Raw genomic sequence first — 23,463 nt, 5'->3', positions numbered from 1 at the left:
GCGAAGGATCCGTCATGACCCCCCTGGCCCGCCGTGTTCTGGCCGTGTCCGCTTCGCTCGGTGTCGTCGTCGCCGGGGCCGTCGTCGCCCCGGCCGCCGCCCTCGCCGCCCCCGCGCCGTCTCCTGCGGCAGCTCCCTTCCTCGCGCCGTACTACACCGAGCTCGACGTCACGGGCGATGCGCAGGTGACCACGGCCGACCTCGAGGCCCTGGCCCCGTACCTGGGAACGACCGCGAGCGATGCCGGATGGGCGGATGCCGCGCGGTTCGACCTCGACGACGACGGTGCCGTGACGGCATCCGATCTGGCCCTGCTGTCGGAGCGCATCATCTACGACGACGGCCCCTTCCAGATCGTCGAGGCCGACGCGGTGGCGATGCAGGCGGCGATGAACGCCGGGGTCATCACCTCGGTGTCGCTGACGCAGCAGTACCTCGACCGCATCGCGGCCTACGACAAGGTCGTGCGTCCCGCGGGTGTGCGCCCGCTCAACTCGATCATCTCGACGAGCGAGGTCGCGCTGAAGGCCGCCGCGGCCGCCGACGCGATCCGCGCTGAGAAGGGCATGACGGGGATGCTGCTCGGCATCCCGGTGGCGCTGAAAGACAACTACAACACCGCCGACATGCCCACCACCGCCGGCTGCGGCTGCTGGGCCGGCAACCAGACCTCGACCGACGCCACGATGGTCAAGGGTCTGCGCGCCGACGGAGCGGTCATCGTCGCCAAGGCGTCGATGGACGAGTTCGCCATCAACCTGTCGTCGCAGTGGTCGGCCTTCCAGCCCAACGGAACGGCGCTGACCGTGTCGAGCCCCTACGACACCGCCCAGACCTCCGGCGGCTCGAGCGGGGGAACGGGAGCCGCGATCGCTGCCAACCTCGCCGGCATCGGATTCGGCACCGACACCGGTGGGTCGATCCGCATCCCCTCGACGTACAACCAGCTCGTGGGTGTGCGTCCGACGGTCGGCCTCGCCAGCCGCGACGGCATCGTGCCGCTCGCGCTCTCGCAGGACACCGGTGGTCCGATCGCCCGTTCTGTTCAGGATGCCGCGATCGCCCTCGACGCCGTCGTCGGCGAAGACGCGGGTGACCCCGTCACCGCGCGTCAGGCCGGCAAGGTGCCGGAGACGTACACGTCGTACCTCGACAGCGGGTCGCTGAAGGGCAAGAGGATCGGCTATCTGACGACGATGCTCGGCTCGAACCCGATCACGCAGCGTCTCTTCGCCGACGCGAAGGCCGCCATGGAGGCGCAGGGCGCGACGGTCGTCGCGCTCACGCCGCCCGACGGCTTCTCGGCCATCGTGGGCGAGGGCAGCGGCAGCGGGCCGGAGTTCAACCACGACCTGCAGAACTACATCAACGCCTACCTGAACCCGTCGGTGAGCGCACGGAGCCTGCTCGCGATCTCGCAGTCGCCGAACATCGTCCCCGGCCGCGCGAACAGCCCCTACGGCCAGCGCGCCGCCATCACCGAGTCGGCTTACCAGGCCTGGGCCGGTCCGCAGGGATCGCACACCCTGCAGCTCGCCAAGGGCAAGCAGATCATGACGGCCTTCATGGACGACCAGAAGCTGGATGCCGTGGTCTACCCGACCGGCAACCCCTACGGCACCATCGGGACCAACATGCGCCTGAGCCCCAACACGGGTCTGCCGGCCGTCACGGTGCCCATGGGCCAGGGGCTGCCGACCGAGGCTTCGACCGGGGGAGTGAACCTCGAGTTCCTCGGCCGCGACTTCGCGGAGGGCCCGCTCCTGGGCCTTGCCTACGGCTTCGAGCAGGCGACCCACGCCCGCACGACGCCCGCCCTGTACGGCGCGCTGGGGTGAGCTCGCACGGCGGCCCCGGGTGCGATTCGCCCGGGGTCGTCGCTGCGGCCTCTCCTCACCGTGCGGCGCCGCGTTCGCGGCTCGGTAGACTCGGTGCGTTCAGGAGGGTTGTCCGAGCGGCCGATGGACCTGGTCTTGAAAACCAGTGGGCAGCAATGTCCCGTGGGTTCGAATCCCACACCCTCCGCCACACGTGCCGTGTTCGAACCCCGTCCAAGCGAGAGTTTGGGCGGGGTTTCGGCGTGGCGGGCTAGGTCATCCTCCTGCATGCGAAGCAGTACCGCTGAAGGGTTCCAGCGGCGTTCTGGGCGGTTCCCCCACTCTCGGACGGGCACGAGCACGCCGTCCGTGCCCGTTGCTGCGAGCGCGTCTTGCTCCTGGGTGGGTACGGGAAGAACCGCCACTTCTCTCGTTTCCGTGCGGAGCGCCGAGTCGTTTGCCAGGAGGCCGGCGAAGAGGGTCTGTACTTCGGCGTCTTCGACCAAACCGTCCGGGCCGATGAACAGCTTCTCGAATAGCCCCTGGTTGAGGAGTCGTCGCTCGGCGGGAACGGCGGCCGCGTACTGCTCGTGACAGAGTCGGGCCACTTCGAGAGCCCGCTCTAGCTGTTCGTGGAGCTGGTCGAGGGCTTGCTCCGAAACGGCGATTGGTGTTCCGCTGCGTCCACCTCGAGGGTGATCCGATCCATCTCGCTCTTCAAGATGTCGAGGGGCACAGCGCCCGCGTAGTGCGCCTTCATGAGCGCGGCCTGTTCATTTTTGAGGACTGTGTGACGTCGTCTCGCTTCACCGAGCGTAAAGCGGGCGTCGGCTTGCTGTGGTTCGGCGGGGGACCAGCCGGGCCTAACTGCACTATCGCGGCGCGCCGGCGAATTCGGAGCCGTTCCGGCTGCACTCGTCGAGGAAGAGCTGTCTCCCACCGTCGGGAGGTGCGGCTCTTCTTCGTGTTTGCTGCCACGGCGAACGATCCAGGACAGCAACGGGAACGCGATCCGAAGGATGCGGTGCAGTGCCCTTCTTATTCGGACGGCGGGAACTGCATCAAACGAAGCATGAGCGACGCCGCGGTGTTGACGGCGAATTGGGCGTCATGCCGCGTCGCTGAAGAAGCCCCATGGGCGTTCCCGCGCGCGGACCGATTGGCGGTGAGCCAGCTCAGCAAGTTCTTGATGGCCTGAATCAACTGCGAGTCCGCAGCGTTCAAAAAACCTTTGTCCTTCGCCGAGGCGAAAAGCGCGCCTAGATCGTTGCCGGTTGCGCCGAGCGCTTGCAGAGTTTCCTGCACCGCAGAGTACGTCAATGAGACAGCGGAGCCGTAGTTTCCCTGAGCCAAGTTGTTGGTGGCCTCGCCGTATGCACGCTCAGCGGCTTCGAACCGCGGGTCGGCGCTCAGCAGGGCCTCCATCGGCTGAATGACGTCAACGTGGAGGGGCTGGCTCTCGCGTCGACGAAACCGTTGGTGTAGGTACAGCCAGCCCACGCGCTCCTCGAGAAGCACATCGTTCGCTCCCTCGAAGAACGGCTCCATGTCTGAGAGCAGCTCGCCTGCCGAATTGACCATGCCCGACTCCAACCACTGACCGTTGATGGCCGCTAGCGCCAGCGGGATCGCTGCTAGCCAATCCGCAATCTGCGTCAGCCACGAAAGGGTCTGTAAGCGCCTCCGCGAGCGTGTCAGCTCGCGGTTCAAGGCGTGAGTGGCGCATCAGTAGGGCGAGAACCTTCTCGTCGAGCTCCGCAACGAGGTATCCGTTGTGAGCTTCCTCTATGAGATCCTCATGCAGCGCCGCCATCTTGCGGCGCACAACCTCCGAAAATTGATCAGTCCAATGAATTCCGCGTTCATTTTCGGACTCCGTGCGGATGCGCACATAGTCCACAGGCAGAAATTGGACTCTCCAGGCTTCTCCGCGTCACCGACGCGAGTCGGGGTTGTGTGCACGATCCTCCGCCCCGGGTGTTTCCGGCGAGAAGCTCAAACCGGTGAGCGCGCGGTATCCGATGCCCGTCCCTAGATGACCGCTGGGGCGTCAACGGCCCAAGGTCCTCTCGCCGAGCGACACAGCTACTTGCGGCGGTATCGTCGTCGTTGAGCATATGGGGGCGTACGTGAACAATTTCAAACCCGAGTGGCAGGGCACGCCGCAACATAGTGATGCTTCGGACCTTTCACGGTGGCTCGTGCACCTCACGCGCTCCGAAGCTGACCTCATATCTATCTTGAGCATGGGAGTGATCGAGGCACGTCAGGCGTACGGCATCGGCAGTTCGCTCTACGAGACGCAACCCATCCACCGCTCCGTCTGTCTTACGGAGGTCCCACTTCATGAACTCCGTCGCATGACCCGTCGGCGCCCATGGGGCATCGTTTTCGATAAGGAGCGCCTGAGGCGGGACTATGGTGCTCAGCCTGTCTGGTATGTGAACAATCCATCCCCCCAGAGGGACGCGCTTCGCGTCGCTATGCGTGCCGCCATGTCCGATCCGTCTGCCCCTATCTGGCGGCTCACGCCCTTCATTGAGGATGTGCGCGACCGACACGGTAGTGCGCCAAACGACTGGCGGTGGGAACGCGAATGGCGGGTGCAAGGGAATTTGGAATTCTCTATTGCTGACGTATCTATGCTCGTGACAGACGAGGGTGGCCGGCCGGCGTTCCTTGACGATGTGTCTCTGGGCGAGGTGTTGTACGTATCGTCTGGCGATTCGACACTGCGATGGTCCGGAGGTTTTGGGCCTGCGTGGGACAAAACGATCAACAAGATGCTTCAAACCTTCGGTGAGGCCTTCGTGCGCCCCGAGGATGGCGGCTTCATCTGGGACCGTGAGGAGCAGCAATACTATGGGATGGTCGAACTCGTCGACACGGTAGATGCCATGGGCGAGGTCTTCGGACAGCTGTCACCCGACCTTGAGGCGGCGATAGCGCCCAGCCTTCGAGGTGTCAGCGACCATTGGTGCCGCGTGAGCGACCTCATGCAGGCATACGACTACTGATCGGTTAGCCGTACTCGTGCCGTCATTGGTCGCGAAGCTATCTGGAATTTTCGGTGCTCGTTACGACGGCAGCTATCTTCGTGAGGAATGCGCCAATGTCGGTGCCGTCGAAATGATCCTTCGGTATCGCGCGTGCGGCGCGCCAATTCGACGATTTTGACCAACCTGCTGGCGGAGCCGCAAACGCGGATAGACTTTCCGCGCCAGATATCTTCATTACTGCGTTCGTCGCTTCGTGGTTTAGATAGTTCTCGATGGACCTGCGCCCCAGTACCAGGCATTCGATTCCCGCAGCGCTACAGCTGGTCGCAAAGTTTGATCGTCGCGAAGAAGGACCAGCGTCCGAGGTTTTCGCCTCGCTGTCGACGACGGCGAAGACGAAAGGTGAAAGCTTCGCGAGCTGGCTAAGTTCGACGTCTCGCCCCCCGATCGCCATGTCATCCCCTCCCAGCGCCACAATCGCTACTTCATTGCGAACTCCATACTTGGACAGCAGCTCCATCGCGGCTCGCACGTCCGTCACGCCTTCTACCAAGAGGACAGCCTTGTATGCTTCGTCTCGGTACTCGCCATAGCCCAGTTCGCCCAAAGTTTGCACCAGGTCTCGCGAAGCTTGATAATCTTTGAGGATTGAGCTGCCCCTGGGATTTCGGGTAGCGACAAGTATTTGATCAGCAGCGGAGCGCGCGAGACCCAGCGAATGGGTGGCGAACAGGACGGGGCCACTTACGTACCGCGCAAGAAGCGTCAGAAACCGGAGTTGAAGACTGGCGTGTAGATTCAGTTCCGGTTCATCGATCAGTAGTATGTTTGGACGATTCATCAGGACGCTCGCGGCAACAATTACGAACTGTGAGATTCCTGCCCCTGACTCGCTTGCGCGGAAGCTACTCCCGTCCGTAGTAAATACCAGATGAGTGCCGTCTGGTGACGGTGACACCTCCAAGCGCTCGTATCCAAATATGTCGGCGAGTTCTGCAATCAACTTTCGCATCGCTTTGTTCTGCCGATAGTCGTCGCCATTCAGATACTGGTTGAAGGTGGCGATGAAGTCTTTGCCGATCTGAAGATCGTAGTATGAGTTCCCTGCCGTGTTGATTGCATTGCGGAAGGGCCCAACATAGAAATTGCCGACAAGCCATCGAATGTCGTTGTGTATTTCATTCCAGTCAACCTCGATTGAGCTGGATTGATCGTCTATGTGGATCAGGTTTCCGGTCATGCCTCCGCTATAAGATTGCACATTGAGGCCTGGCCTGCAGGTCACTTCGCGACCGTGCCCAATGGCAATTCGCGCCAATGCGACTTGGGTGCCTTGAATTTCAAAAGTAAGCTCGCGGATAAGCTCCGAACTGGCCGATCTTTCTCGATCGAAGACTATGGTTACTTCGGGATTTACCGCGTCCCCAAGTCCATCCGGCGTTAAATGTTCGCCGGGTTCCAGGCGCACCCGAGCGTGCTCTAGAGGGTAGCCGCGTAATAGCTTATTCAACTCGCTCGAGCCGGTAAACATGCCTGTAAGTGCCGACAAAGGCGCTCGCAACTCGTAGAGAGTCCTCAGAAGCGAGGACTTGCCCGAATTATTAACCCCCACTAGGGCCAGAAACTGCTGATCTACGGGTAACTCCACGGTTCCGTCTGTGAACGACCGATAGTTTCGAAATTTCAGCATACGGATGCTCATTTGAGAATTATCCTTCGGGTTTCAATGGAAATCTTCATGGATCCAAATTTCTTCTGGACGCCCTGACAGGGGGCCATCTCTATGTATCTTCTTTACGAATTCACGCTGTCGACTGGTTATCTGTCAGAGTGTCTCCGACGGTTCCCCTTCCATGCGGGCAACCTCGGCCTGGGAACAGAAGTCATCGTTGATTTTTATAACTATTGCGATGAGGAGGCGAAGTGCACGGGTGTATGCGATCGCGTGCTCGTTCTCTGTTGCACCGTTTGCTTGAGTGCCGTGCAGATACTTGTTTCGAAGCTTAGGGCCGTTTCCATGTTCCAGGGTGTTGAGCATGTAATTGAAATACGTCCCCTCTGGTGCTGTAAGAAGGGTTGACTCTACTGTTACCCAACCCATTTCCGCCATACTCTTGATCTCCTCCTTCCCGGCTGTGGACAGATGAGAGATATTCACAGCTTCCCTATCGTAGAACGAGCGCAGAATCCTTAGTCGCGCACGATTGGTGATCAGTATGCGCGAACCTACTTTCTCTATCGCCCCGTTCTCGATAAGGAAGTCAACGACATGCCGCTGGTCCGGCCGAAAGTCATCGTAAGAGACGTTCTCAGTTGTAAGGAGTTCTTCTGCGCTGTCCGCGTTCAGGTCCTCGCTGATGTAGTGGATCGGGGACTGGTCTGAGAAGAGTTGGAAGATGACGATTGATACTGTGCTGCCGTCGACTGGATATGCATACTTGTCGGCTACGAGGCTAGCGATGGACTTGTACCGCACCTGATCGGCTCCGATAGCGAGAAGGTCTCGGTCTAGATGCCCCTCCTGTGCGTATAGATCAAACTGGCTTGCGATGCTTTCCATCTCGGCGAAAAGCTGCCGCGCTCTCGTCAAATAAGACGTACTTTGGGCTGAGGGTGTGAACGAGAAGTTCGCTGCACCAAACTCTTCGAGAATGTAGGATTCGAAGAACCACTGAATGACTTTCTCAATTTCGATGTTCTTCGACTCAAGGAACCGCACGTAGATGTGCAGCCGAAGAAACGTGAGACTATCAACCATTCCGAACGCGCTGCCAGTGGCATAGTCATCTTTGCCCTTCGAGCCGAACAGTCCCTCGATTGCTCCAATTTGGTTCGCGTATGAGGGCATCGTGAGGAGCGCTTGATCGTCGACAAACTCGAACACATGCATGAAGTTGTTGAGTATGCTCGGCTCGTCGAGCGTGTCCTCAAGCCAGGCGACGCTATATGTGTACTGGACAGACCAGCCATCGTCGTCGTTCATCTCGGCGCGAACAGGCTCATCTTGATCATCCGAGAGGCCGACTCCGTAACCTGTCTTTATTGCATTGTTTTCCTCGAAGAACTTCTTCGTCATCTCTTCGTGTCGACGCTTCGCTTGTAGCTTCAGCTTTGCATCGAGTCCTATGGCGGCGATGGTTCGGGCATCACGGACTAGTCTGACAAAGTTTAGATTTGCTTCCTCGCTATCGAGGTAGCTTGCTATTAGTCCCCGGGATTGTGCTGTGGAGAGACTGGATGGGGTGAAGATCGGACTCCTCGACGATCCCTCAATGTGTTTCCGTATGAGAATTTCTGCATTTGCGGGGGTGCTCAACAGTAGGGTCGTTAGGTCTGCGTCGTACGCCTTAACGAGAGCCTGATGCGCAAGCATCTGGCCTACATGCATCCGAATCTTCTGAAGTTCGTTCAGGACTGTTTGGCCGTCACACCGCTTGAACGCTCCGTGGCGTCCGAGCAGCTCAAGCAAGTCGTCGCGAAACTGCCAGTCAACCCCGGCGATCTGCTCAGCGAAGTTGCCTTCGTTGATCGCCGAGAAGTGTCGTGCGATGACGCCGCGAATCTGCGGCAGTTTTGCCATCGCGTCGGACCTCTGCGCCGCGCTGTAGTCGGAGGGGAGGATGTTCTCCGTTAGGTACTGCTCCACGTTGAACAGTTCGAGAACGTCGACGGTGTCTGCAGGAGGGTTCTCGGGATCGAAATGCTCGACAACTTCGACCACGCGAGGCAACTGCCACCCCGTAGACAGGTCGTGTACTCCATAGAATCTGACCCGGCGTAGCGAGTCCTCGTCGTCATCCATCAATATCGTCCCCCATCTGGCCGCAGGCCGCTTCTTTGACAGTCTGGTGGCGGCCTCCGACGTCGGTGGTCGGCTTGCCGCAATCTGTGGGCTGACTATGAGACGTTGTCACGACTGTGTCAAGCAGGCGTAGAGCTTTTGGCCCTTCGTGGGCGGGGAGCGTAGCGGACAACGACTTAGGCCTCTCCGATGGGGGGCTACGCACACTGTTCGGACGGTCTCGTCCCAATATGGGGCCAGAGCCGCGCGGTCTTTCAATCCTCGCTGAGCGCTCCGTGTGGTCTTAGTGTGAGCATGTGCCAGACTCGACGCGGATACGTCACCTTCTCTCCCAGGCGTTTGATGAGTTCGATTCGCCGGGTATGAACCTCTCGGTGCATTTACGTAGGGCGAGCCGGATTGCGGCTCTGCGCAAGGACTACGGGCACCAACTGTGGATGCAGTTTGAGGTTACTGACATAAGGGCGGAGGCTCGTCTAGATCGAGCTAATGCGACGATCGTCCGCATCCGGTCGGAGATCGATTCGCTCCTTGGGGCCGAGGCGGGTGCTCAGGAGTCTCTGCGGGCCTATGAGATTTACGAAAGAAACCGGTCGACTGACATCAACGGTAACGATGGTGTAGATACGACGCCCATCAACAAGCTAGAAGACCGCCTGGTGACGGTGAAGGCAGCATATGAAAGTTTCGCTGTCCCTGTGGGGTTGTCCGGGTATGAATTACAGATCGCGCAGCGTAATGCGGACAGTGGTCAGGCTAAAATGCTACCGCTTATCGACCATCTTCAATCAATTCTTGGGCGCGTCAGGACGGCCCTCCATGAATTTCTCGTCACGACTGAGATGGACTTGGATAACGGCGAGACTCGCGCCGGTGTCTTTGTTCGAGCTCAGGAATACGTTGACTCTTCGTTGTCTAAATACGCGCCTTCCGCTCTTGCTGAGTTTGTGGCGGCACAGGATCGCCTCCACGATGGTTCTCCTCAAGAACTATCTCAATCATTGACCTCTTGCCGTCGAATGATCAAGGAACTCGCCGACCATCTATACCCAGCCACAGATGCGATCATCACGGGTGTAGATGGGGTCGATCGAAAGATGTCGGATGACCACTACAAAAACCGACTATTGCAGTACGTTCGCGATACGCTCGGCAAGCATGGCCAGAGTGACGCGATGCAAAAGACCTTGGACTCGCTGGGCGGGAGGCTGAAGTCTCTCGATGCTCTAGCGAGCAAGGGAGTGCATGACACCGTAACGACGGCTGAGGCCGAGATGTGTGTTGTTTGGACATACATGCTTGCTGCCGATTTGCTTCGACTTGAGGACGGGACATCAGCGCTTTTGGTGCCTGATGAGAAGGCCTGACACCTCAAGTGCCGCCGGTACTCTGATACAGCGGATATCTCGTCCACTTCCCGGAGGCGAAGCGAGTATCAATCAAGGATCTGCTCTGCTACTGCGATAGAGCGCGTACCTACCCACGCGATGCAATCCAGTCGAGAAGTCGCTTCGTCTCCCACGAGGGGTTCGAAAGCCATCGCGCAGGTTCCGCCACACGTGCCGTGTTCAAACCCCGTCCAAGCGAGAGTTTGGGCGGGGTTTCGGCTTGACGTCGCGGTCGCCGGCACAAGCGTGACCTCGCGGACGTTCATCCCCGTTATCATTACCGACTCGTCGAGATGCCGATGACGGTGAGCACTGCCACCCTCTCAGGCCCCGCCAGAAGAATCCGAGAAGCCGTTGGCGAGCAGCGCACTCTCCCCCGAAATCCATCTTCCGGTGGTTCTGGATGATGCGGGAGACCTCACCGCTCATCTGTCGATCTCCGGCGCACGCCAGTACGTCGAGGCAATCGACGTCGAAGATGGCGTGTATGAGGCCTTCGACGCCACCGGTCGCCGCCTACGCGTCTATGTCGACGGGGAGGTCGTGCGTATAGTGCCGGCCATCGATGCAGAGCCTGATGAGGGCGAACTTCGGCGGCGGCTCATCTCCTTCTTCGAGCGACTGAGTCGCACTCGCCCCGAGTGGGGCGTTGCGGGCGAGCCATCACTGCAACATCTCGTGGATCGATTGCTGACGCTTCAGGCCTGACTCCCTGCGCCTACCTGGGTGGGCTTCCCCGTCTCGGGCCCTGAGCCGCTCCGCGCAAACCCACGGCGAAACGCCCGATCCTCACGGCATTCACAGATCGCGGTCCCTAGTATTACCCCGACCTCTCGCCGATTCGTCGAGGTCGACGTGCTGCCGGGCCGGTGGCATCCGTCTCGAAAGGACACGAGTGAGCAAGACCTCCACCCCGCGCGGTCAGCGAACCGTCGCGCGCCACGGGCGACTCACCTCGCCGGGCCCCCTCGCGCAGTTGTTCCGCGGCGTTGCGATCGCTCTCGCCGTCCTCTTGGTCTCGGGCGGTGCTGTCCTGGCCTACGCGGCGGTCGATCTCACCCAGAGCTTCACCGCCGACGCCGTCGAGCTGAAGGGTCAGCCGGCCGTCCCGCCCGACCTCGGTGAGCTCAAGGGCGGCGTGAACATGCTCCTCGTCGGTACCGACGAGTGCGAGCCGAGCTTCGCCCAGCTCTTCGGCGATCGCTGCACGGGCGCCGACTCCGAGGGCAGCCTCAACGACGTCAACATGTTGGTGCACATCTCCGACGCTCCTCGCCGGGTCACCGTCATCTCGTTCCCGCGCGACCTCATGGTGCCGATCCCGTCGTGCACCGACAAGGACGGCAACGAGACCTCCGCGATGAGCAAGCAGCAGATCAACTCGTCGTTCTCGTACGGCGGCCTCTCGTGCGTCGTGCAGACCATCTCGGAGCTGAGCGGCCTTGAGATCCCCTTCGCCGCGAAGGTCAGCTTCGGCGGCGTCATCAACATCACCGACGCGATCGGCGGCGTCGACGTCTGCATCGCCAACGGAATCAAGGATCGCTACACCGGAATCGACTGGCCCGCCGGCATGCGCACGGTACAGGGTCTGGACGCCCTGCAGTTCCTCCGCACCCGTCACGGTGTCGGCGACGGCGGCGACCTGGGCCGCATCTCCAACCAGCAGCAGTACATGTCGCGACTGGCGAACAAGCTGAAGAGCCAGGACGTGCTGTCGAACCCGGCGACGCTCTACAAGCTCGCCTCGACGGCGCTGCGCAACGTCGACCCCTCGACGTCGCTGACGAACCCGCTGACGCTCGTGCAGATCGCGTCCGCGGTCAAGGACGTGCCGTTCAACGAGATCGTCTTCATCCAGTACCCGACCTACACCGACCCCTCCAACCCCAACCGCGTCGTGCCCGACCGCACTGACGCCGACACGCTGTGGGCCGCCCTCGCGGCGAACCAGCCCCTCGAGCTGTCGGGCAACCTCAGCGACGGGAACGGTGTGGTCGTCGATGCGAACGCGACGCCCGCTCCCACCCAGACGCCCGCCCCGGTCAACACCGCCAGCCCGGCGCCGACCGAGACCGCTCAGGCCTCGCCCGCGCCCACGTCGGACGCGATCCAGCTGCCGAGCGGCATCGCCGGGCAGACCGCCGCGCAAGCGACCTGCTCGAATGGAAACGTCCGCGGCTGAGCCTCGCCGCCCGGCATGCCGAACGTGGTTCGAATGCCGGGCGGCATCCGGTTAGTATGGACCGGTGTGTTCGCGCCGCAGGGCGTCGATCACCTGGAGACGTCGCATAGTCAGGCCTAGTGCACCACCCTGCTAAGGTGGAGTCCCCGTAAGGGGACCGAGGGTTCAAATCCCTCCGTCTCCGCAGAAAAAGCCCCGGTTCGCCGGGGCTTTTCTGATGCCCGGGCCGCTGCCGGTCTCCTCGGGCTCGCGAACACGACGACCGCGGCCACGCCTTCCGCGGGCCCGCGTCAGGAGCATGAGACGTGGGATGCCTTGGCATCCCACCCCAAGAAAGCTCGACGAACGGACCGCTCGGGGCATCGCCGTCGCGCGGAGTCGTCAAGCGCCGCCGAACCGCTCCGTCCTCACACGGACGGGGTCGTGCCCGGCGTCGACGAGCCATCCCGCAACGGCCTCGACGAAGGGGGTGGGGCCGCACACGTAGATGCGCGGGCGCTCGAGCGGCGAGAACACGGCGTGCCGCAGGCGTTCAGGGGTCAACCGACCGGGCGGCTCTGGCCACGCGGGCGGGATGCGGCGTGTGTAGACGGTGTCGAGACGGAAGCGATCGTCGGCGAGGGCGGACACCTCGTCGGCGAAGAAGACATCCTGCGGAGAGCGAACCGAGTACAGCAGGCGGAACGGCGCGGGGTCATCGCTCGCGGCGTGCGCCGACGCCATGGCGAAGAGGGGCACGACGCCCGAGCCGCCGGCGATCAGTTGCACGGGCGAGGGATCGTCGGAGGGATGCCAGATGAAGAACGCGCCGAGGGGTCCGTGAACCTCGATCTGGTCTCCCGCGCGGAGGTCGTGCACGAGGAAGGGCGACACCTCTCCCTCGGGCACCTCGTCGACGGCCAGCACGAGCCGCGTGCCCGCGCCCGACGAGGCCAGGGAGTACGAACGAGATGCCTGGTAGCCGTCGGGAGCCGTCAGGCGGACGTCGACGTGAGCGCCCGCGTCATTGCCGGGCCAGGTGGGCACCTCGAGCTCGATGCGGCGCGCCGTCGTGGTCTCGGGGCGCGACTCGACGACGGTTGCGACGTGCCAGGCGGGGGAGCGGCGGGTCACCCGTAGCGCTCTTCCCGCCACGGGTCGCCGTGCGGGTGATACCCGTTCTGCTCCCAGAATCCGGGTTTGTCGCTCGGCATGGTGACGAGCCCCTGCACCCACTTCGCGCTCTTCCAGAAATACAGGTGGGGCACGAGCAACCGCGCGGGTCCCCCGTGCTCGGGGGTGAGGGGTGCCCCGTCGGCTTCGAAGGCGATCCAGCTCTTGCCGCCGCGCAGGTCGTCGAGCGCGATGTTCGTCGTGTAGCCGCCGAAGGAATGCACCATCGCGTAGCGGTGCGAGGTCTCGACCTCGGCGAAGAGACGGTCGAGCGAGACCCCACGCCACGGCATGTCGAGCTTGGTCCAGTGCGTGACGCAGTGGATGTCGACGGTGACGTCCTCTACCCCGAGCGCCTCGAGTTCGGCTCGTGTCCAGCGATGCACGCCGTTCTCGGTGCCGATTGCGAACTCCCACGTCTCGTCGGCGACGACGGGGGTCGGGCCGGCCGAGAGCACAGGCCAGTCACCGACGAGCGTCTGCCCGGGCGGGAGCCGCGGATCGCGCTCCCGTCGCCGGCCCGAGAACCCTCGCGTGATGAACGACATACGACCCCCTGCTGCTCGTGTTGGCCTCACCCTAACTTCGGGCGTGCGCGGAACACAGCGCCTGGACGGGAGGAGAATCGGCGAGGGGAGGACCTGGCGCCGTGGAATGTCCTCCGCGCGTACGTTCTCCTCCGCGCGCGAAGTGACCGTGCGTGCCGCCATGCCACCCCCGTCGAGGCGGCGCCCCGGCCCGATAGGGTCGTGCCTGCGGTGCGCATGCGCCGTGCCCCTCGCACCCCAGGGAGAAGCGCATGTCGGTCGGTCTGCTCGCCGTCGTCGATGACATCCTCAGCGCCGCCATGCGCGCGAGCGCGAAGACGGCCGGCGTCGTGATCGACGACGCCGCCGTGACTCCGCAGTACGTGCAGGGGCTCACCCCCGCGCGAGAGCTGCCCGTGGTCTGGAAGATCGCGCTCGGCAGCATCATCAACAAGTACGTGATCATCATCCCGATCGCGCTGCTGCTCACCGCGTTCGCGCCGTGGGTGCTGCCGTACCTGCTCATCATCGGCGGTGGGTTCCTCTGCTTCGAGGGCGCCGAGAAGGTGCTCGAGTGGTTCGGCGTGAGCCACGGCGAGCACGACGCCGACGAGCCGCGCGACGAAAAGAAGCTCGTCCTCGGGGCCGTCCGCACCGACCTCATCCTCAGCACCGAGATCATGCTCATCGCCCTGTCGAGCCTCGACCCCGACTTCGGCATCTGGATGACGCTGGGGGCCCTGCTCGTCATCGGCCTGGCCATGACGGTGGTCGTCTACGGTGCGGTCGCGCTGCTGGTGAAGATCGACGACATCGGCCTGCGGTTCATGAAGAGCGAGTCGCGAGGCGTCCGCCGCTTCGGCGCCCGGGTCGTGGCATCCATGCCCGCGGTCTTCCGCGTGATCAGCGTGATCGGCACCGTCGCGATGCTGTGGGTCGGTGGGCACCTCGTGCTGCAGAACCTCGCCGAGACGCTGTGGTCGGGGCCCTACGACGTGGTCCATCTCGTCACGCACGCGATCGAGGCCGCAGGCCCGGTGGTGGTCTGGACCGTCGAGACCGCGATGTCGGCCGTCTTCGGGCTGATCCTGGGGCTCCTCATCGTGGGCGTCGTGACCGGTATCTCGCGACTGACGCGACGCGGCGCAGCCGCGCACTGACGTTCACCCACGGGCGGTCGAGAAGCTCTCGCCCGGTTCGGCCTTGAGTTCCCTTCCCTGCGCCGTACGCGCCGGCGGGCGTCAGTCGTCGAGGCGCGAGTGCTCGCCGAGGCGGTGCCACGCACGGTTGTGGTACACCAGCGCGGCGCCGGATTCCCCGGGTTCGAGGTCGCGCTCGACGTCGACCTGCAGGGCCTGAGCGGCGATGACGGTGGAGCCACCGGCATCCATGCGGCTGACGACCTTGCACCGCAGCCACGCGCGCACGCCGTGGTAGACGGGCTCCCCGGTGGACAGGCGCGACCAGGTGGTGGTGTCGGCGAAGCGGTCGAGTCCGCTGGTGGCTCCGGCGCGGGCGAGCGAGATGTCCTCGGCGTCGAGCAGGTGCACCACGATCGTATCGGCGGCGATGATCGTCGGCGTCGCCGACGACAGGGCCGACACCGAGAAGATCAGCAGAGGCGGGTCGGCGCTCACCGACGACACCGACGAGGCGGTGAGCGCGACGGGGCCGTTCTCTCCGTACGCGGTGATGACGGCGATGCCGCCGGGGTGGCCGCGGAAGGCTCTCTTGAAGTCGTCCGCCGAGACCGAGGTGCCGATGGCGGGAGTGCCCTCGGGGGCGCTGTGCGGAAGCGAAGTCATGACTACGACCGTAGGCGCTCCCGCGGGGGATAGGCCCTCCGGACGCAATACGGCGAAACGCTCCCGGCGATCACGCGATCGACCCCGGCTGCCGTGTGAGGCTTCACATTTATCAATCCGTGATCATCCGTAACGCCGAATTCCTTGACACAAGACGTTCTGTGAGCGCTAACATTCACACACGGCTCACCCGAGGGGCTGCATCACATGACCGGCATCGGAGCCGGCGAAACGAGGAGGTTTCATCATGAAGGCGAACAAGATCATCGCGGGCATCGCGCTCGTCGGAGCGATCGCGTTCACGGCCACCGGCTGCGCCGGTGCGGGCGGCGGCGGAAACGCCGGTGGCGGCAGCGGCGACAAGATCACGGTCGGCTTCGCCCAGACCGGCTCCGAGAGCGGATGGCGCAGCGCCAACACCGAGTCGATGAAAGAGGCGTTCAGCGAGGCCAACGGCTTCAACCTCGTCTTCAACGCGGCCGACAACAAGCCCGAGGCGCAGATCGCCGCGGTCCGCAGCTTCATCAACCAGGGTGTCGACGCCATCGTGCTCGCCCCCATCGTGAGCGACGGCTGGGACGACGTCCTCAAGGAAGCCAAGGACGCCAACATCCCCGTCATCCTCGAAGACCGCACGGTCTCGGCATCCAAGGACCTCTACGCCAGCTGGATCGGCCTCGACTTCAAGAAGGAGGGCGAGACCGCGGGCACGTGGGTCGCCGACAACTTCGGCAAGACGCCCACCAACCTCGTCGTTCTCGAGGGCACCACGGGTTCGTCCGCCGCGACCGACCGCGCCACCGGCTTCAACGACGCGATCAAGGGCACCGACATCAAGGTCCTCGACTCGCAGACCGGTAACTTCACCCGCGCCGACGGCAAGACCGTCATGGAGGGCTTCCTGCAGAAGTACGGCTCGCAGATCAACCTGCTCTTCGCCCACAACGACGACATGGGCCTCGGCGCTCTCGAGGCGATCAAGGCGGCGGGCCTCAAGCCCGGCACCGACATCAAGATCGTCACGATCGACGCGGTGAAGGACGGCATGACCGCCCTCTCGAACGGCGAGTTCAACTACATCGTCGAGTGCAACCCGCTCCTCGGTGAGAAGACCGCCGAGGTCGTCAAGAAGGTCGTGGCCGGCGAGTCCGTCGACAAGAGCTACATCGTCGAGGACCAGGCGTTCGACCAGGAGCAGGCCAAGAAGGTCCTGGACAGCCGTCCCTACTGATCCGCACGGATCCGTCGTCGACTCCCCTCGACGGCACCCCGTCCGATCGCCCCGGCATCGACGGACCATCCTCCCCGGCGTGCGGGGTCGGTACCCACCGGCCCCGCACGCTCCCGATCCGAGAAAGCGATCGACAATGACATCTGAACGGGTCGCCGTGAAGCCATCCGAACGGTCAGCCGTGGTGGAGATGCGCGGCATCAGCATCCAGTTCCCCGGGGTGAAGGCGCTCGACGGCGTGGACTTCACCCTCTACGCCGGTGAGGTGCACTCCCTCATGGGAGAGAACGGCGCCGGCAAGTCCACCCTGATCAAGGCCCTGACCGGCGTCTACGGCATCGACGAAGGCGTCATCCGCGTCGAGGGGGCCGAGCGTCAGTTCCGTGCCACCGCCGACGCCCAGGCCGCGGGCATCGCCACCGTCTATCAAGAGGTCAACCTCTGCCAGAACCTCACCGTCGGTGAGAACGTCATGCTCGGCAACGAGATCCGTCGAGCCGGCATGGTCGATTGGAAGGCCACGCACGCCGCGGCCGCCACCTACCTCGCAGAGCTGGGCGTGCACATCGACACGCGATCGATCCTCGCCAGCCACTCGATCGCCCTTCAGCAGCTTGTCGCCATCAGCCGCGCGATGGTCGTCGACACCAAGGTGCTCGTGCTCGACGAGCCCACCTCGAGCCTCGACCGCGGCGAGGTCGAGCAGCTCTTCGGCGTCGTCCGCGATCTCCGCGACCGCGGCGTGGCGATCCTCTTCGTCTCGCACTTCCTCGACCAGATCTACGAGATCTCCGACCGACTCACGGTGCTTCGCAACGGCACCCTCGTGGGGGAGTACCCCGTCACCGAGCTCGGCCGTGAGCAGCTGGTGGCGAAGATGATCGGACGCGAGCTGGGCGAGCTGGATGCCATCTCCGCCAGCGCCGAGCGCCCGATCGACCGCAGCGGCACCCCGGTGCTGCGCGCGCTCTCGCTGGGGCGCAAGAACGCCCTCGAGCCGGTCGACCTCGACGTCTACCCGGGCGAGGTCGTGGGACTGGCCGGACTCCTCGGTTCCGGCCGCACCGAACTCGCTCGCCTGATCGCCGGCGCCGATCGGCCCGACGACGGCACCGTGCACGTGTCCGGCTCGGGCGCTCGCACCGGGTCGCCCCGCCACGCTCTCGACCGCGGCATCGCGTTCTCGTCGGAGGACCGCCGCGCCGAGGGCATCGTCGGCGACCTGACCGTCGCCGAGAACATCGTGCTCGGCATCCAGGCCCGCCGCGGCGCCCTGCGCAAGATCAGCGCCGCAGAGAAGCAGGCCGTCGTCGAGGAGTACATCACGGCGCTCGGCGTGCGCCCCGCCGATCCGAACGCCCTGATCCGCAACCTGTCGGGCGGGAACCAGCAGAAGGTCCTGCTGGCACGGTGGCTGGCCACCGCGCCCGAGCTGCTCATCCTCGACGAGCCCACCCGTGGCATCGACGTCGGTGCCAAGGCCGATATCCAGCGCAAGGTCGCCGAGCTCGCCGAGAAGGGCCTCGCGGTCATCTTCATCTCGTCCGAACTCGAAGAGGTGCTGCGCCTCGCCCAGCGCGTGGCGGTCCTGCGCGACCGTCGTAAGATCGGCGAACTGGCCACCCGCGACGTCGACCTCGACGCTCTCGTGGCCTACATCGCCGAGGGGCAACCCGAGTCGGCATCCGCCGCACCGCCGCACACCGCACCCGAGACACTGTCGTCCGATCGGGAGAAGATCGCATGAAGAAATTCCTCACCCACCGCCTCGTGTGGCCGATCGCGGCGCTGCTCGCGCTCATCGCCATCAACACGATCTCGCGACCGTCCTTCCTCAGCATCACGATGCAGAACGGTCAGTTCTACGGGTCGCTGATCGACATCCTGCGCAACAGCGCGCCGCTCATGCTCGTCGCCCTCGGCATGACCCTGGTCATCGCCACCCGAGGGATCGACCTCTCGGTCGGCGCGATCATGGCCGTCTCGGGGGCTGTCGCCCTCACCGTCATCGAGGCGTCGCCCGACCCCGGCAACCTCGGGGTGGTCTTCACCGCGATCGCCGCGGCCGTCGGCGTCGCCCTGCTCCTCGGGGTCTGGAACGGGTTCCTCGTCTCTGTCCTCGGCATCCAACCGATCATCGCCACGCTGGTGCTCATGCTCGCCGGCCGCGGTGTGGCGCTGCTGATCACGGGCGGCTTCATCACCACGATCAACAGTGATCCCTACAAGTTCATCGCCGGCGGGTACGTCCTGGGGCTCCCCTTCGCGTTCTTCGTCGCGATCTTCGCGGTGATCGTCGTCGGTATCCTCGAGCGTCGAACGGCCCTCGGCATGCTCACCGAGGCCGTGGGTATCAACCCCGAGGCCAGCCGCCTGGCGGGTGTCCGCTCGCGCGGCATCATCTGGGGCGCCTACATCGCCAGCGGCGCCCTCGCGGGTATCGCCGGCATCCTCTACAGCTCGAACATCATGGCCGCCGACGCCAACGCCGCCGGTCTCTACATCGAGCTGGATGCCATCCTCGCGGTCGTTCTGGGCGGTACCTCGCTCGCGGGGGGAAAGTTCAGCCTCGCCGGAACCGTCGTGGGTGTCTTCACCATCCAGACGCTGAAGAGCACCATCACCTTCCTGGGTGTTCCGCCCGCGGTCAGCCCCGTGTTCATGGCCGCGGCCGTGCTGATCGTGGTGCTCCTGCAGTCGCGACGCTTCCGCGCGTACTTCCACACGGCGGGGCGCAGTGCGCTTCGTCCGATCACCCGACGTCCTGACGCAAAGGTGCTGTCCTGATGGCCACTCTCACCGAAGAACGACGCTCGACGTCGTCGTCCGCGGTCTCGTACCGCCGTTTCCTCAGCCGTCACATCTCGTGGGTGCCCGTCTTCGCCGCGGTCATCATCCTGGTCGTGATGATCGCCGGGGCCATGTGGTACTTCCCGAACTTCCAGCTGAACCGCATCATGTCGTCGATCCTGCTCGACAACGCGTACCTGCTCGTGCTCGCGGTGGGAATGACCTTCGTCATCCTCACCGGGGGGATCGACCTCTCGGTTGGGGCCGTGATGGCGTTCACCGGCATCCTGTGCGCGAAGATGCTCGGCGACGGGGTCCCGGTGGCCGTGGCCATCCCCGCGATGGTGCTCATCGGTGCGGCGATCGGACTGCTAATCGGTGTGCTGGTGCAGTTCTTCGACGTGCAGCCGTTCATCGCCTCGCTCATCGGCATGTTCCTCGCCCGCGGCCTGGCCTTCGTCGTCAGCCTCGAGTCGATCAAGGTCGACAACGAGGGGTTGCTGTGGCTGCAGTCGACGCGATTCTCGTTCGCCGGCTGGTACATCACCCCGACGGGCATCATCGCGCTCCTGACGGTGGCGCTGGCCGCCTTCGTCCTCCGTTACACGCGCTTCGGCCGCACGGTCTACGCGGTCGGCGGCAACGAGCAGTCGGCTCGCCTGATGGGCCTGCCCGTCGTCCGCGCGAAGCTGTCGGTCTACGTCATCAGCGGAGTGTGCGCGGGTCTCGCCGGTATCGTCCTGACCGCGTATTCCGGCGCCGGCTACCCGCTGAACGGTGTGGGTACCGAGCTCGACACCATCGCCGCGGTCGTCATCGGCGGCACCCTCCTGACCGGAGGCAGCGGCTTCGTCATTGGCTCGATGATCGGCGTCTTCGTCTACGGCCTCATCCGCACGATCATCTCCTTCTCGGGAGCCGAGCAGTCCTGGACGCGCATCACCGTCGGTGCCCTGCTGCTGCTGTTCGTGGTCGTGCAGCGGGTCATCGTGTCGCGCTCCGCGCTCAGTCGCTGACATTCGGCCGCGGGCTGCGCGGAAACACACTGCCGCGCGGTGTTAGCGCTCTCGCTCCGACGCGGGCATGATGGACCCCATGCCCGCCGCCGTCGCCCCGCCCCTCCTCGAGGTGCGCGGGGCGTCGGTGCGTTTCGGCGTCGAGTCGGCGCTCTCGGGCGTCGACTTCCGGCTGCAGGCCGGCGAGGTCCACTCGCTCATGGGCGAGAACGGTGCCGGCAAGTCCACGCTGATCAAGGCGATCACCGGAGCCCTCCGTCTCGACAGCGGCGAGATCCTCGTCGAGGGCACGCCCGTCCGGCTGTCGTCCCCCGCCGAGGCGCAGGCGGCCGGCATCTCGACGGTGTACCAGGAGATCGATCTCCTCCCCAACCTCACGGTGGCCGAGAACATCTCCCTCGGCCGCGAGCCCCGCAAGTGGGGCATGATCGACCACGCCGAGATGCGTCGTCGGGCCACCTCCGCCCTGGCGTCTCTGGGTGTCGAGGTGGATCCGGTCTCGATCCTGTCGTCGCATCCGCTGGCGATCCAGCAACTCGTCGCGATCGCTCGCGCGGTCTCGGTCGACGTCAAGGTGCTCGTCCTCGACGAGCCGACCTCGAGCCTCGACGCCGACGAGGTCGCGGAACTCTTCCGGGTGATCCGCGAGCTGAAGGAGACCGGTATCGCGGTGGTGTTCGTGTCGCACTTCCTCGACCAGGTCTACGAGATCTGCGATCGCGTCACGGTCCTGCGCGGTGGCTTCCTCGTCGGCGAGTACGCGACCCAGGAACTGCTGCGCATCGATCTCGTCGAGAAGATGCTCGGCGCTGCTGCGGGCGTTCTCGCCCCTCTCGGCCAGCGGACCGTCGATGAGAGCGAGGGCCCCGCCGTCGTCAGCGCGCGTGGCCTGACCGCCGGTCCGCGTCTGCGCGACGCCGATCTCGACCTCGCCGAGGGTGAGGTGATCGGGGTCGCCGGCCTCCTCGGCTCCGGACGCAGCGAGCTCGCCCGGGCCTTGACCGGCGTGGACCGGCCGGGCTCGGGGGAGGTGTTCGTCGACGGTGACCCCGTGCGGTTCGGTTCGCCGCGCGAGGCCATGAGCCGCCGTATCGCCTATTCGTCCGAGAACCGACGGACAGAGGGCGTCATCGGCGACCTCAGCGTGCTCGACAACATCAGCCTCGCTCTGCAGGCCCAGCGCGGCGTCCTGCGTCGTATGAGCACGGCGCGGCGCCGCGAGCTCGCGACCAGCTGGGTGGAGGCTCTGCACATCCGACCCGCCGACATCGACCGCCCCGTCTCGACGCTGTCGGGCGGCAACCAGCAGAAGGTGCTCCTCGCGCGCCTGCTCGCCCTCTCTCCCCGTGTGATCGTCCTCGACGAACCGACGCGGGGGATCGACGTCGGTGCCAAGGCCGAGATCCAGCGCCTCGTCGGCGAACTGTCCGACAACGGGCTCTCGATCATCTACATCTCGGCCGAGCTCGACGAAGTACTGCGCGTGGCGCACCTGGTGGCGGTGATGCGCGATGGAGTCCTCGCACAGATCGTCCCCGCCGTCGACCTCACCCCCGACGCCCTCCTGGCTCTCGTGGCCAAGCCCGAGAGTCCCGGTGAGGCGGCCCATGGCTGACGACAAAGCGGCGCGTACGGCGAACATCTTCGATGTGGCCCGCCTGGCGGGCGTCTCGCATCAGACGGTCTCGCGCGTGCTCAACAACATGCCCAACGTGCGCCCGGCCACCCGCGCACGGGTGGAGCAGGCGATCGCACAGCTGCGGTACAGCCCGTCGCCGGCCGCCCGGGCCCTCGTCACGCGCCGTACCCGCACCATCGGCCTCGTCACCCCGGGCAGCGTCGACTACGGCCCCTCGTCGATCGCGATGAACTTCAACTTCGCCGCCCGCGCGGCCCGGTACAACGTCGACGCCATCAGCTCTCCGCAGGGCGACGCCGTGGCGGTGCGCGCGGCCATCGACGGGCTGTTGAAGCAGCGAGTGGATGCCATCGTGCTCATCGTCGTCGACACCGAGGTGCTGGCATCCGTCCAGGCGCTCGATCTCGACATCCCCATCGTCGCGTCGGCGACGACGAGCCGTCCCCACCCGCGGCTCGTGGCGATCGACCAGTACCGCGCGGCCCGCAGCGCCGTGCGGCACCTGCGCGAGGCCGGGTACGGTCCGATCCGTCACATCGCCGGCCCCGCCCGCAATCCCGACGCCGTCGAGCGCATCCGCGGATGGCGCGAGGAGCTCGCTTCCTCGCGCAGCGAGTCGACCGCGCTCGTGCACGGGGACTGGTCGGCGGAAAGCGGGTACCGCATCGCGAGCGAGGCGGACATCGCCCCGGGGGAGGGCATCTTCGTCGCCAACGATCACATGGCGATCGGTGTGCTCTCGGCCCTGCGCGAGCGCGGACTGCGGGTCCCCGAAGACGTCGGGGTCGTCGGGATCGACGACGTCCCGGAGGCGGCTTTCCTCTACCCGTCGCTGACGACCGTCCGTCAGGACTTCGCGGCGCTCGGGGAGATCCTCATGCAGAAGGTGCTGCTCGCGGTCGAGGAGCCCGACACGGTGAGCGAGAGCACCCCTCTCCCGACGCGTCTCGTCGTTCGTGACTCGGCGCCCGCCGAGCGGCCCACCGGTTCGCGGCGCTCCCGCTGAGGCCACCGGTACGGTCGTCTCGCCTTCCTGTCGGTCGGGGGCGGCGCCCGGCCGCGAAACGCGATGTGATGACACCGCTCCCACGGTCGGCGGAGCAGCTGTTGAC

General features: G+C 64.6%; 18 protein-coding genes and 2 tRNA genes. 14 read left to right on the top strand and 6 right to left on the bottom strand.

What is annotated here, in order from left to right:
* Positions 1 to 14 precede the first annotated feature (14 nt).
* Both DEU35_RS09785 and DEU35_RS09780 read left to right on the top strand, forming a co-directional pair.
* Positions 15 to 1,838, top strand: a complete 1,824-nt coding sequence (locus DEU35_RS09785; RefSeq protein ID WP_116239392.1) for an amidase family protein — start codon at positions 15 to 17, stop codon at positions 1,836 to 1,838.
* A gap of 102 nt (positions 1,839 to 1,940) precedes the next feature.
* Positions 1,941 to 2,028 (top strand) — tRNA-Ser (locus DEU35_RS09780).
* A gap of 827 nt (positions 2,029 to 2,855) precedes the next feature.
* Here the strand turns inward: DEU35_RS09780 and DEU35_RS09775 are convergent.
* Positions 2,856 to 3,527, bottom strand: a complete 672-nt coding sequence (locus DEU35_RS09775) for a hypothetical protein (protein WP_116239391.1) — start codon at positions 3,525 to 3,527, stop codon at positions 2,856 to 2,858.
* A 419-nt stretch (positions 3,528 to 3,946) separates the two neighbouring features.
* Between DEU35_RS09775 and DEU35_RS09770 the strand changes: the two genes are divergently transcribed.
* Positions 3,947 to 4,834 carry a hypothetical protein gene (locus DEU35_RS09770; protein WP_258873480.1) on the top strand — a complete coding sequence of 296 codons (888 nt, stop codon included), beginning with the start codon at positions 3,947 to 3,949 and terminating at the stop codon, positions 4,832 to 4,834.
* Positions 4,835 to 4,871: 37 nt separating this feature from the next.
* On the opposite strand, the gene DEU35_RS09765 is transcribed toward DEU35_RS09770, so the two are convergent.
* Both DEU35_RS09765 and DEU35_RS09760 read right to left on the bottom strand, forming a co-directional pair.
* The gene (locus DEU35_RS09765; protein WP_116239389.1) at positions 4,872 to 6,518 is read right to left on the bottom strand and encodes an ATP-binding protein; all 1,647 of its coding nucleotides are present in this window, start codon (positions 6,516 to 6,518) and stop codon (positions 4,872 to 4,874) included.
* Positions 6,519 to 6,641: 123 nt separating this feature from the next.
* A complete protein-coding gene (locus DEU35_RS09760) occupies positions 6,642 to 8,618 on the bottom strand; it encodes a hypothetical protein (RefSeq protein ID WP_116239388.1) in 1,977 nt (658 codons plus the stop codon).
* A gap of 296 nt (positions 8,619 to 8,914) precedes the next feature.
* Between DEU35_RS09760 and DEU35_RS16855 the strand changes: the two genes are divergently transcribed.
* The 4 genes from DEU35_RS16855 to DEU35_RS09740 all read left to right on the top strand — a co-directional run bounded on the left by DEU35_RS16855 (position 8,915) and on the right by DEU35_RS09740 (position 12,375).
* Complete coding sequence (locus DEU35_RS16855; RefSeq protein WP_147301855.1) at positions 8,915 to 9,985, top strand: hypothetical protein; 1,071 nt, start codon at positions 8,915 to 8,917, stop codon at positions 9,983 to 9,985.
* Positions 9,986 to 10,399: 414 nt separating this feature from the next.
* Positions 10,400 to 10,714 carry a hypothetical protein gene (locus tag DEU35_RS09750; RefSeq protein ID WP_116239386.1) on the top strand — a complete coding sequence of 105 codons (315 nt, stop codon included), beginning with the start codon at positions 10,400 to 10,402 and terminating at the stop codon, positions 10,712 to 10,714.
* 187 nt (positions 10,715 to 10,901) lie between these two features.
* Complete coding sequence (locus DEU35_RS09745; protein ID WP_103208463.1) at positions 10,902 to 12,191, top strand: LCP family protein; 1,290 nt, start codon at positions 10,902 to 10,904, stop codon at positions 12,189 to 12,191.
* A gap of 95 nt (positions 12,192 to 12,286) precedes the next feature.
* A tRNA-Ser gene (locus DEU35_RS09740) sits at positions 12,287 to 12,375 on the top strand.
* Between the two features lie 197 nt (positions 12,376 to 12,572).
* Here the strand turns inward: DEU35_RS09740 and DEU35_RS09735 are convergent.
* A complete protein-coding gene (locus DEU35_RS09735; RefSeq protein ID WP_116239385.1) occupies positions 12,573 to 13,304 on the bottom strand; it encodes an FAD-binding oxidoreductase in 732 nt (243 codons plus the stop codon).
* A complete protein-coding gene (locus DEU35_RS09730; RefSeq protein WP_116239384.1) occupies positions 13,301 to 13,891 on the bottom strand; it encodes a molybdopterin-dependent oxidoreductase in 591 nt (196 codons plus the stop codon). The genes DEU35_RS09735 and DEU35_RS09730 overlap by 4 nt, the downstream gene beginning before the upstream one ends.
* A 251-nt stretch (positions 13,892 to 14,142) precedes the next feature.
* On the opposite strand from DEU35_RS09730, the gene DEU35_RS09725 reads away from it, so the two are divergent.
* A complete protein-coding gene (locus DEU35_RS09725) occupies positions 14,143 to 15,030 on the top strand; it encodes a DUF808 domain-containing protein (protein WP_103208471.1) in 888 nt (295 codons plus the stop codon).
* Between the two features lie 81 nt (positions 15,031 to 15,111).
* Here DEU35_RS09725 and DEU35_RS09720 read toward each other — a convergent pair whose 3' ends face one another.
* Positions 15,112 to 15,675 (bottom strand): flavin reductase family protein, encoded by a 564-nt coding sequence (locus tag DEU35_RS09720; protein ID WP_103208474.1) that lies wholly within the window; start codon positions 15,673 to 15,675, stop codon positions 15,112 to 15,114.
* 247 nt (positions 15,676 to 15,922) lie between these two features.
* Here DEU35_RS09720 and DEU35_RS09715 point away from each other — a divergent pair, with 247 nt between their 5' ends.
* The 6 genes from DEU35_RS09715 to DEU35_RS09690 all read left to right on the top strand — a co-directional run bounded on the left by DEU35_RS09715 (position 15,923) and on the right by DEU35_RS09690 (position 23,357).
* Positions 15,923 to 16,906: an ABC transporter substrate-binding protein gene (locus tag DEU35_RS09715; protein ID WP_103208477.1), complete on the top strand. Its 984-nt coding sequence runs from the start codon at positions 15,923 to 15,925 to the stop codon at positions 16,904 to 16,906.
* 136 nt (positions 16,907 to 17,042) lie between these two features.
* On the top strand, positions 17,043 to 18,653 hold the full coding sequence (locus DEU35_RS09710; RefSeq protein WP_258873477.1) for a sugar ABC transporter ATP-binding protein: 1,611 nt from the start codon (positions 17,043 to 17,045) through the stop codon (positions 18,651 to 18,653).
* Entirely contained in the window at positions 18,650 to 19,693 is a 1,044-nt protein-coding gene (locus tag DEU35_RS09705; RefSeq protein WP_103208480.1) for an ABC transporter permease, read from the top strand. The genes DEU35_RS09710 and DEU35_RS09705 overlap by 4 nt, the downstream gene beginning before the upstream one ends.
* A complete protein-coding gene (locus DEU35_RS09700; protein ID WP_103208481.1) occupies positions 19,693 to 20,712 on the top strand; it encodes an ABC transporter permease subunit in 1,020 nt (339 codons plus the stop codon). The genes DEU35_RS09705 and DEU35_RS09700 overlap by 1 nt, the downstream gene beginning before the upstream one ends.
* 70 nt (positions 20,713 to 20,782) lie before the next feature.
* Positions 20,783 to 22,327, top strand: coding sequence for a sugar ABC transporter ATP-binding protein (locus tag DEU35_RS09695; protein WP_116239383.1), 1,545 nt, complete (start codon positions 20,783 to 20,785; stop codon positions 22,325 to 22,327).
* On the top strand, positions 22,320 to 23,357 hold the full coding sequence (locus tag DEU35_RS09690; RefSeq protein ID WP_103208482.1) for a LacI family DNA-binding transcriptional regulator: 1,038 nt from the start codon (positions 22,320 to 22,322) through the stop codon (positions 23,355 to 23,357). Before DEU35_RS09695 ends, DEU35_RS09690 begins: the two co-directional genes overlap by 8 nt.
* Positions 23,358 to 23,463: the final 106 nt, after the last annotated feature.

The sequence above is a fragment of the Microbacterium sp. AG157 genome (assembly GCF_003385695.1).
Taxonomy (GTDB): Bacteria; Actinomycetota; Actinomycetes; order Actinomycetales; family Microbacteriaceae; genus Microbacterium; species Microbacterium testaceum.
Note: the sequence above shows the minus strand (reverse complement) of the source record. Positions and strands in the feature narration are given on the sequence as shown.

Coding starts and splice junctions, on each gene's coding strand:
- DEU35_RS09705 (WP_103208480.1), top strand. CDS start 18,650: ATGAAGAAATTCCTCACCCACCGCCTCGTGTGGCCGATCGCGGCGCTG.
- DEU35_RS09760 (WP_116239388.1), bottom strand. CDS start 8,618: ATGGATGACGACGAGGACTCGCTACGCCGGGTCAGATTCTATGGAGTA.
- DEU35_RS09785 (WP_116239392.1), top strand. CDS start 15: ATGACCCCCCTGGCCCGCCGTGTTCTGGCCGTGTCCGCTTCGCTCGGT.
- DEU35_RS09695 (WP_116239383.1), top strand. CDS start 20,783: ATGGACCCCATGCCCGCCGCCGTCGCCCCGCCCCTCCTCGAGGTGCGC.
- DEU35_RS09720 (WP_103208474.1), bottom strand. CDS start 15,675: ATGACTTCGCTTCCGCACAGCGCCCCCGAGGGCACTCCCGCCATCGGC.
- DEU35_RS09730 (WP_116239384.1), bottom strand. CDS start 13,891: ATGTCGTTCATCACGCGAGGGTTCTCGGGCCGGCGACGGGAGCGCGAT.
- DEU35_RS09690 (WP_103208482.1), top strand. CDS start 22,320: ATGGCTGACGACAAAGCGGCGCGTACGGCGAACATCTTCGATGTGGCC.
- DEU35_RS09715 (WP_103208477.1), top strand. CDS start 15,923: ATGAAGGCGAACAAGATCATCGCGGGCATCGCGCTCGTCGGAGCGATC.
- DEU35_RS09765 (WP_116239389.1), bottom strand. CDS start 6,518: ATGAGCATCCGTATGCTGAAATTTCGAAACTATCGGTCGTTCACAGAC.
- DEU35_RS09725 (WP_103208471.1), top strand. CDS start 14,143: ATGTCGGTCGGTCTGCTCGCCGTCGTCGATGACATCCTCAGCGCCGCC.
- DEU35_RS09700 (WP_103208481.1), top strand. CDS start 19,693: ATGGCCACTCTCACCGAAGAACGACGCTCGACGTCGTCGTCCGCGGTC.
- DEU35_RS09710 (WP_258873477.1), top strand. CDS start 17,043: ATGACATCTGAACGGGTCGCCGTGAAGCCATCCGAACGGTCAGCCGTG.